Here is a 7928-nt window from a genome sequence, read left to right as displayed (position 1 = left end):
GACCGTGCAGGTCGCGGCGATCAACGAGTGGCTGTGACCGACTTTGATACACGCCCTAGCCCCGGCCGCCGAGCGCCGGCGCCGCACCGGGTTTGCCGCCCCGATCCGCGGGTACGCGCCGGGGATGCTGCCCCACTGACCGGGCGGGTCCACCCTCCCGCCCGGCCGAACCGCACGGGAGGTGTCCGATGAGCCAACCCCGCGACCAGATGCAGGAACGCGGCTGGGATCCGATCGGCAGTCTGCAGTCGCTCTGGTCGGAGCTGGGCCGGGTCTTCGGCGGCGACGCCGGCGTACCCGAGGTCGAGCTGCTGGACACCGACGACGGCTGGCGGGTGGTCGCCCGGCTGCCCGGCGTCGCACCGGAGGAGGTGGCGGTCGAGATCGACGGCGCGGACCTGTGCCTGCGGGGCCGGTCCGAGCAGGAGGTCAACGTCGACAACGGGCTACCGGACACCGGTTCGACCGAGCGCGGCTTCGAGTACCGGCTGCGCCTGCCCAGCGGGGTGGACGTACACCGGATGGACGCGGTGATGGACCACGGACTGCTCACCGTCACGATGCCCCGGGCCGAGCCGGGCGGCCGCCGGTCGATCACCGTGGGCCGGCCGCAGCACCAGCAGCCGACCGCCGGTTCGGCCGCTGCCCGGTCCGGCCGCGCCGAACAGGTCCGGATCACCACGGACGGTGCCGGGATCGCCGCCGAGGAGATCGATCCGGCCGCCGACCGGGAGATGCACCATCCGTACGCGGGTGAGGCGGACCCGCAGCGGCAGCAGGCCAGCACCGCCCGATGACCGCCGAGCCGGCCCGACCGGCCACGCCGGACCTGGACGCCGAACCGGCCCGGCCGGCCACGCTGGGCCTGACCGCCGACGCGGCCGGTGACCGGCTGGTGCCGGACGTGCACCGGATCGCGGTGCTGCGCGCCAATGCGCTCGGTGACTTCATTTTCGCCGTACCGGCGTTGACCGCGTTGCGGGCCGCGTACCCGCAGGCGGAGCTGGTGCTGCTCGGCGCGCCCTGGCATGCCCGTTGGCTGGATGCCCGGCCGGTGGCCGACCGGCCGGGCCCGGTGGACCGGGTGCTGGTGGTGCCGGCCGCGGACGGTATCCGGGCGGCGCAGCCCGACGACGAGCCGGTCACGATGAGCCAGTTCCTGGACCGGGCCCGGCGTGAGTCGTTCGACCTGGCGGTGCAGTTGCACGGCGGCGGCCGCAACAGCAATCCGCTGGTCGCGGCGCTGGGGGCGCGGGTCACCGCCGGGCTGCGGGCGGCCGACGCGCCGCCGCTGGACCGCTGGATCCGGTACGTCTACTACCAGCCGGAGGTGTTCCGCTATCTGGAGGTGGCCGGGCTGGTCGGCGCCGAACCGGTGACGCTGCAGCCCACGGTGCCGGTGACCGGCGCCGACCGGGCCGAGGCGGACCGGGTGCTCGGCCCGGCCCGGCAGCCCAGGGCGGTGCTGCATCCGGGGGCCAGCGACCCGCGCCGACGGTGGCCGGCGGACCGGTTCGCGGCGGTCGCCGACGCGCTGACCGACCGTGGTTTCGAGGTGCTGGTGACCGGCACCGGCCTGGAGCGGGACGTGGTCGCCGAGGTCAGTGTGGCGACGGCCCGGCCGGTGCGGACCGTGGTGGACGAGTTGAGCCTGGGCGGCCTGGCCGGGCTGCTGGCCGGCTGCGCGGTGCTGGTCGCCAACGACACCGGCCCGCTGCACCTGGCGGCGGCGGTCGGCGCGCCGACGGTCGGTATTTACTGGATCGGCAACCTGCTCAACGGTGCCCCGCCGGTACGTGGCCGGCACCGCCCGCTGGCCGCGTTCACCATCCACTGCCCGGTGTGCGGGATGGACGTCAGTACGGTCGGCTTCCCGGCCCGGGGCGGCGGGGACAGCTGTGGCCATCAGGAGTCGTTCGTGACCGACGTGCCGGTCGCCGAGGTGGTCGACGCGGTGCTGGAGCTGGCCCCTGCGGTGTCTGGCGGCTGGGGGGAGTCAGCCGGCACCGGCGGCGTGCACCTGAACCGGCGGGGGGAACAACTTCCGGACGTCGTCGGGCAACGGTAGCTGCACCCGGTACAGCACCCCGGCCGGGCAGTAGCCGGCGACGCGGTCCAACGCGGACCGCACACCGTCGCGAACCGTCCGGTCGTCGGCGTCGTACCGGCCGGTCCGCCGACGGACCCGCCGGACCAGCTCGGCGGCGTCGAACCGCTCCGGCCGCTGCTCGGGGTCCTCCGGGCGGTGCTCCGGGTCCGGGCGGTGCTCCGGGTCCGGACGGGCCGCCATCGCCAGCAGCGGCGGCAGCGCGTCGACCAGCAGCGCCGCCTCGCCGTCGGGCAGCAGTTCGACGAGGGTACGCAGCACCGCCACGTCCAACTGCCAGATCGTGGTGGTCGGGCGGACCAGCCGTACCGTCACGGTCCGACCTCCTGCCGCTGATGCCGTGACCCGCTGTCGGCCGCCGCCGGGGCGCACCCGGCCGCGTCCTCCTCGTCGAGCAGCAGCTGCCAGCATTCGACCCGCCGGTCGGTGACCGTGGTCGGCGACTCCAGGTGGAACGCGCCGCTGGGCACGATGCCGGCACCGCCGTAGCGGCTGAGCACCGCCAGCTGGGCGGCGACGTCCTCGCCCTGGTGGTCGACCGGCATCCGACGCCAGAAGTCGAAACCGCCGGCGGCGACCAGCTTGGCCCGGTCGAACAGCACGCACCCGCCGATCCAGGACACCCGGTACGCCCGCCACTGGCCCTCGCCCAGCTGGAGCCGCTCGGTGACGTGCAGCAGGTTGGCGGCCGAGTGCAGCCGGGCGCGCGACCACTGCGGCGTACCGGGGCGGATCCGCTCCGGCTCCGGCCGGCCGTCCCATTCGACGTACCCGTCGTGGTCCTGCGGCCGTACGTCATCCAGGTAGGACAATCCGTGTACGGCGTTGCCGACGAAGCCACAACGCAGTTCGGCGATCGCGGTGACCAGCCGGTCGACCGTGCCGGGGGCGAGCCAGACGTCGTCGTCGAGCATCAGCACCAGCCGGGCGGTGGAGAGACTGAGCAGGTACGCCCGGTGCTCGGCCAGCCCGTGCCGGGGCAGCCGCCGGGTGAGCAGCACCGGGTGACCGGTGTGCCGCAGCGCCCGGACCATGGTGGCGGCGGCCGGGTCGGCCCACGCCGGTCCGCCGTCGGACTGGTCGCTGATCACTACGCCGAACCCGTCGGGGGCGTCCTGTGCAGCGAGCCCGGCGAGGGTGGCGGCCAGCTCGGCGGGTCGGTTGCGGGTCGGGACGAGTACGTCGAGCAGCCGGTTGCGGCGGAACTCGACCGGGTCCCCGGGCGGCAGCGGTCGGCTCATCGGGCTCCTTCCGGATGTGCTTCGAGTTCCTGGTGTGCTTCGGGTGTCGGGTGCGTTCCGGGCCGGCCAGCCCGCCCGCCGGCCGGGCCGGCCGGGGCGGCAGCCGACCGGATCCGGTTGATGACCGCCGAGGTGGACCGGTCCGCGACGTAGCCGAGGATGTGCACCGCCCCGCCGAGCCGGCGGACCAGCGGCGCTTCGGGCACCATGTCCGGCGGGTAGTCGCCGCCCTTGACGTAGACGTCCGGCCGGATCCGCTCGATCAGCCCGGCCGGGGAGTCCTCCTCGAAGACCACCACATGGTCGACGCTGGTCAGCGCGGCGAGCACGGCGACCCGGTCCTCGACCGGGTTGACCGGCCGGTCCGGCCCTTTCAGCCGCCGCACGCTGTGGTCCGAGTTGACGGCGACGATCAGCAGGTCGCCGAGGGCGGCGGCCTCCGCCAGGTAGCCGACGTGACCGCGGTGCAGCACGTCGAAGCAGCCGTTGGTGAAGACGATCCGGGCTCCGGCGGCACGCTGTACGCGTACCTGCTCGACCAGGTTGGCGGGGTCGGTCCCGGCGGCCGGGGTCGCAGCCGGGGTGGTGACCCGCCGGCCGCCGCCCGAGGCTGCGGCCGGGAACGACTCGCTCAGCGCGGCGGTCAGCGCGTCACCGTGGCAGATACAGGTGCCGCAGTCGCGTACGGTCAGCGCGGCGGCGAGCTGGGCCAGTCCGGCGGCGACCGGCAGGGTGGCACCGGCGACCACCGACAGGGTGAGAGCGGCCAGATAGGCGTCGCCGGCGCCGACCGCCCGGCTGGCCGCGACCGGTTCGGTACGGCAGTGGTGCGTGGCGCCACTACGGTCGCCGACCACCGAGCCGTCGGTGTCCAGGGTAACTGCCACCAGGTCCGCCCCGGTGGCGGCGTGCAGCCGGGGCAGCAGTCGCCGGGCGGCGGCGACCCGGTCGCGGTCGGGCGTGGGTTGGCCGACGGCCGGTGCGGCCTCGGCGATGCTGGGTGTGATCAGCGTCGGCCGCAGCCCGGCCCACCGGGTGAGGTCGTGGGTGTCGAGGGCGACGGTGCCGTAGCGGTCCCGGTGCCGGATCAGCCACTGCCGGATCCGGTCGGGCAGCGCGCCGAGCCCGTAGTCGCAGATGACCAGGTCGGGCCGGGCCCCGTCGGGATGCGCCCCGGTGCCGTCGACATCCGGCTCGGCGTGGTCGAGGCGGATCTCCTCGGTGCTGGCGACGAGCGCGGCGAGCAGCCGTTCGACCTGTTCGGCGGGGAGTGGACCGGCCGGCCCGCCGTCGTCCTCGCGGAGCAGGATCTGGTCGGCGGCGAGCAGTCGGCGTTTCACCGGGGTACGGGTGCCCGGCTGGGCGACCATCCGGTCCTGCACGCCTGCCTGGTGCAGGCAGCGGGCCACCTGGTCGCCGACCGGGTCGACGCCGATCGGGGCGACCAGTAGTGGGCGGGCGCCGAGCGCGGCGAGGTTGACCGCGGTGTTCGCGGCACCGCCGGCGGCGATCTGGCGCCGGTCCAGGGTGAGCACCGGGGCGGGTGCCTCCCGGCAGAGTCGGGTGGAGGTGGCGAACCGCCATTCGTCGAGCATCGCGTCCCCGACGACCAGGACGGGGCGGCCGGACCACCGCTCGACGAGGTCGGCAGGGCCGGTGCCGTCAGCCGGGACGGCGGGGCCAGCGGGACCGGTGAGGCCAGCCAGGCCGGTGCGGTGCCGCTGGTCGTTGCCGGTGCGGTGCCGCTGGTCGTTGGACGAGGGCCGCATGGGGCAGCGGGTGCCCGGGACGGGCGCGGTCAAACGTGCGGGTCGGTACATGTCGGGGATCACAGGTAAATCGGTTGGCTTTCCGCCCCGGCATGGCAGAATGCTTGTAGCAAGCAACTATCGGATGGGGTGAGATCGGCGGTGCATACCGACCCGCCGACCGGTCCCGACGCGGAGCTCATCGCCCTCGGCAAGCAGTTCGGCGTCTTCCACCGGTCCGTGCACATGTTCTACCAACGGCTGCGGTTCGACCCGCCGCTGGAGCGGGCGGCGTACACCCTGCTGGTGCGGATCGCCGGCGACCGGCCGGCCCGGCTCAGCGTGCTCGCCGACGGACTCGGCCTGGACCTGTCCACGGTGAGCCGCCAGGTCGCCGCACTGGAGGCGGCCGGGCTGGCCACCCGGACGCCGGATCCCACCGACCGGCGGGCCAGCGTGATCGCGGCGACCGAGCTCGGCGTGCAGATCTACACCCGCAATCGGGCCGTCTGGGTGGGCGCGATGCGGGACCTGCTGGCCGACTGGACACCGGCCGAGATAAGCGAGTTCGGGCGACTGCTGACCCGGCTCAACGAGACGATCACCACCCGCTACGGGGGCACCGATCCGGCGGATCGCTGTCCGCGGGGGGAAGGGGAAACACCGCAATGACGACCACCGAGGAGCGGGTCGCGCCGGCACTCAGCCGCCGGCAGATCCTGCTGCTGATGGCCAGCCTGATGACCGGCATGCTGCTGGCCGCACTCGACCAGACCATCGTCGGGGTGGCGCTGCCCACCATCGTCGGTGAACTGGGCGGAATCAACCACTACTCGTGGGTGGTCACCGCGTACCTGCTGGCGTCCACCGCGTCGACGCCGCTGTACGGCAAGACCGCCGACCTGATCGGCCGCCGACCGGTGTTCCTGTTCGCGATCGGCATGTTCCTGCTGGGCTCGCTGCTGGCCGGCATGTCGCAGAACATGCCCCAGCTGATCGTCACCCGGGGCCTGCAGGGGCTCGGTGCCGGCGGCCTGATGACCCTGGCGTTCACCATCATCTCGGACGTGGTGTCGCCCCGCGACCGCGGGCGCTACCAGGGCCTGTTCGGTGCGGTCTTCGGCCTGTCGTCGGTGGCCGGGCCGCTGGCCGGTGGCTACTTCGCGGAGACGAACTGGCGCTGGATCTTTTACATCAACGTGCCGCTGGCCATCATCGCGATGGTCATCTGCTGGTACGTGATGCGGCTGATCCCGTTCCGGCGCCGGGACCACGCGATCGACTGGGTCGGCGCGACCCTGCTGGTGGCCGGGGTCAGCGCGATCCTGCTGGCGCTGAGCTGGGGCGGCGGCGAGTACGCCTGGGGCTCTCCGGTGATCATCGGCCTGTTCGCCGTCGGCGTGGTTCTCGCTGCGCTCTTCCTCGTCCAGGAGTCCCGGGTCGCCGAGCCGATCCTGCCGCTGAGGCTGTTCCGGGAACCGACCTTCGCGCTGGCCAACGCCGCCGGCTTCGTGCTCGGTCTGGCCATGTTCGGCTCGATCATCTTCATCCCGCTCTACCTGCAGATCGTCAAGGGCGCCTCACCGACGGCCAGTGGTTTGCTGATGCTGCCGATGATGGCCGGCATCATCGTCACCTCGGTGGCCGCCGGACGGGCGATGACCCGGTACGGCCGGTACAAGTGGTTCCCGGTGGCCGGCTCGGGGGCGCTGGTCGCCGGTGGTCTGCTCTTCACTCAGCTGGAGGTGACCAGCCCGCTCTGGCAGGCGTTCCTGGTGATGGTGGCGGTCGGCGTCGGGCTCGGGCTGTCCATGCAGTCGCTGGTGCTCGCCGTGCAGAACGCGATCCCGCTGCGCGACCTGGGTGCCGGCACCTCCACGGTGACCTTCTTCCGGACGCTCGGTGGCTCGTTCGGGGTCGCGATCCTCGGCGCGGTGCTCAACGCCCGGCTGACCGGTGAGCTGGCCGACCGGATGCCGGCCGCGATCGCCCAGCTGCCGCCGGAGCAGGCCGCCGACATCGCCGCCGCCGGCGGCGCGGAGATCTCGATCGACCAGCCGGCGGTGATTTTGGCGCTGCCCGACCCGGTCCGGGACGCCATCCAGTACGCCTTCGTGGAGTCGCTGCACACGGTGTTCCTGGTGACCGGCCTGGTCGCGGTTGTCGCCGTGCTGATCACGCTGGTGCTGCCGGACCGGGAGCTGCGCGGCGAGGTCGAGTCGCAGACCACCTCCGCCGACCTCGCCGGATAGCCCGCAGGCGTCCGGGTCTACTTCAACACCAGCTGGCCGGAGTGCTCGAAGGCGGCCAGATCGGTGAGGGTCTCGCCGACGGTGCCGGCCAACGGGGCCGGCATCTCGGCGTGTGCGAAGAACCCGGCGTCGGTGGTCTCGTCGGTGACGGTCAGCAGCTCGCCGGCGAAGCCGTCGACCCGGAAGCAGACCACGAAGAGCTGGTACGTGTCGTCGAACATGTTGGTGAAGGTGTAGTCGGCCCCGGTGTGCATGGCGAACGGGGTGACCCCGGCGGCCCGCAGCCCGGTCTCCTCGTAGACCTCCCGGGCGGCGCAGCCGGCGATCGACTCGCCGAGCTCCATCGCGCCGGCCGGTAGCGCCCACAGCCCGTTGTCCGACCGCCGGATCAGCAGGACCCGGTCGTCGGGGTCGCGGACCACACAGCGGGCACCGACGAACATCAGGGTACGGTCGCCGGCCAGCGCCCGTAGCTGCCCGAGGTACGAATCCGCCCAGGAGATGCTGGCCATGGGTCGACCTTAGCCTCAATCCGTGGACCTGCCTGGTTGGGTGATGTCCGAATCGCAGTATGGATGCA

The 7928-nt window shown here is 73.2% G+C and carries 7 protein-coding genes and 1 pseudogene; 4 read left to right on the top strand and 4 right to left on the bottom strand.

What is annotated here, in order from left to right; translation table 11 throughout:
- The first annotated feature begins 188 nt into the window (after positions 1–188).
- Entirely contained in the window at positions 189–797 is a 609-nt protein-coding gene (locus ACFHWU_RS28260) for an Hsp20/alpha crystallin family protein (RefSeq protein WP_416569023.1), read from the top strand.
- Positions 794–1966: pseudogene (locus tag ACFHWU_RS28255) on the top strand (glycosyltransferase family 9 protein); the annotation flags it as partial. The gene ACFHWU_RS28260 and the pseudogene ACFHWU_RS28255, both read left to right, overlap by 4 nt.
- 30 nt (positions 1967–1996) lie before the next feature.
- On the opposite strand, the gene ACFHWU_RS28250 reads toward ACFHWU_RS28255, so the two are convergent.
- The 3 genes from ACFHWU_RS28250 to rfaE2 are packed head-to-tail and all read right to left on the bottom strand — an operon-like array spanning position 1997 to position 5117.
- Complete coding sequence (locus ACFHWU_RS28250; protein WP_416592178.1) at positions 1997–2422, bottom strand: DUF2267 domain-containing protein; 426 nt, start codon at positions 2420–2422, stop codon at positions 1997–1999.
- Entirely contained in the window at positions 2419–3348 is a 930-nt protein-coding gene (locus ACFHWU_RS28245) for a glycosyltransferase (RefSeq protein WP_416556471.1), read from the bottom strand. Before ACFHWU_RS28245 ends, ACFHWU_RS28250 begins: the two co-directional genes overlap by 4 nt.
- Complete coding sequence (rfaE2, locus tag ACFHWU_RS28240; protein WP_416592177.1) at positions 3345–5117, bottom strand: D-glycero-beta-D-manno-heptose 1-phosphate adenylyltransferase; 1773 nt, start codon at positions 5115–5117, stop codon at positions 3345–3347. Before rfaE2 ends, ACFHWU_RS28245 begins: the two co-directional genes overlap by 4 nt.
- A 141-nt stretch (positions 5118–5258) precedes the next feature.
- Here rfaE2 and ACFHWU_RS28235 point away from each other — a divergent pair, with 141 nt between their 5' ends.
- Positions 5259–5768, top strand: a complete 510-nt coding sequence (locus ACFHWU_RS28235) for a MarR family winged helix-turn-helix transcriptional regulator (protein ID WP_416592176.1) — start codon at positions 5259–5261, stop codon at positions 5766–5768.
- Entirely contained in the window at positions 5765–7348 is a 1584-nt protein-coding gene (locus ACFHWU_RS28230) for an MDR family MFS transporter (protein WP_416556474.1), read from the top strand. The genes ACFHWU_RS28235 and ACFHWU_RS28230 overlap by 4 nt, the downstream gene beginning before the upstream one ends.
- A 17-nt stretch (positions 7349–7365) precedes the next feature.
- Here the strand turns inward: ACFHWU_RS28230 and ACFHWU_RS28225 are convergent, their stop codons facing one another.
- Positions 7366–7860: an NUDIX domain-containing protein gene (locus ACFHWU_RS28225; protein WP_282233348.1), complete on the bottom strand. Its 495-nt coding sequence runs from the start codon at positions 7858–7860 to the stop codon at positions 7366–7368.
- Between the last annotated feature and the right edge of the window lie 68 nt (positions 7861–7928).

Source organism: Micromonospora sp. LOL_015 (genome assembly GCF_048060275.1).
Classification (GTDB): domain Bacteria; phylum Actinomycetota; class Actinomycetes; order Mycobacteriales; family Micromonosporaceae; genus Micromonospora_E.
The sequence above is the reverse complement of the archived record's forward strand: the minus strand, read 5'-3'. Positions and strand labels throughout refer to the sequence as shown.

Excerpts from the sequence above, each read along its gene's own strand:
- ACFHWU_RS28225 (WP_282233348.1), bottom strand. The coding sequence starts at position 7,860 with ATGGCCAGCATCTCCTGGGCGGATTCGTACCTCGGGCAGCTACGGGCG.
- ACFHWU_RS28260 (WP_416569023.1), top strand. The coding sequence starts at position 189 with ATGAGCCAACCCCGCGACCAGATGCAGGAACGCGGCTGGGATCCGATC.
- ACFHWU_RS28230 (WP_416556474.1), top strand. The coding sequence starts at position 5,765 with ATGACGACCACCGAGGAGCGGGTCGCGCCGGCACTCAGCCGCCGGCAG.
- ACFHWU_RS28245 (WP_416556471.1), bottom strand. The coding sequence starts at position 3,348 with ATGAGCCGACCGCTGCCGCCCGGGGACCCGGTCGAGTTCCGCCGCAAC.
- rfaE2 (WP_416592177.1), bottom strand. The coding sequence starts at position 5,117 with ATGCGGCCCTCGTCCAACGACCAGCGGCACCGCACCGGCAACGACCAG.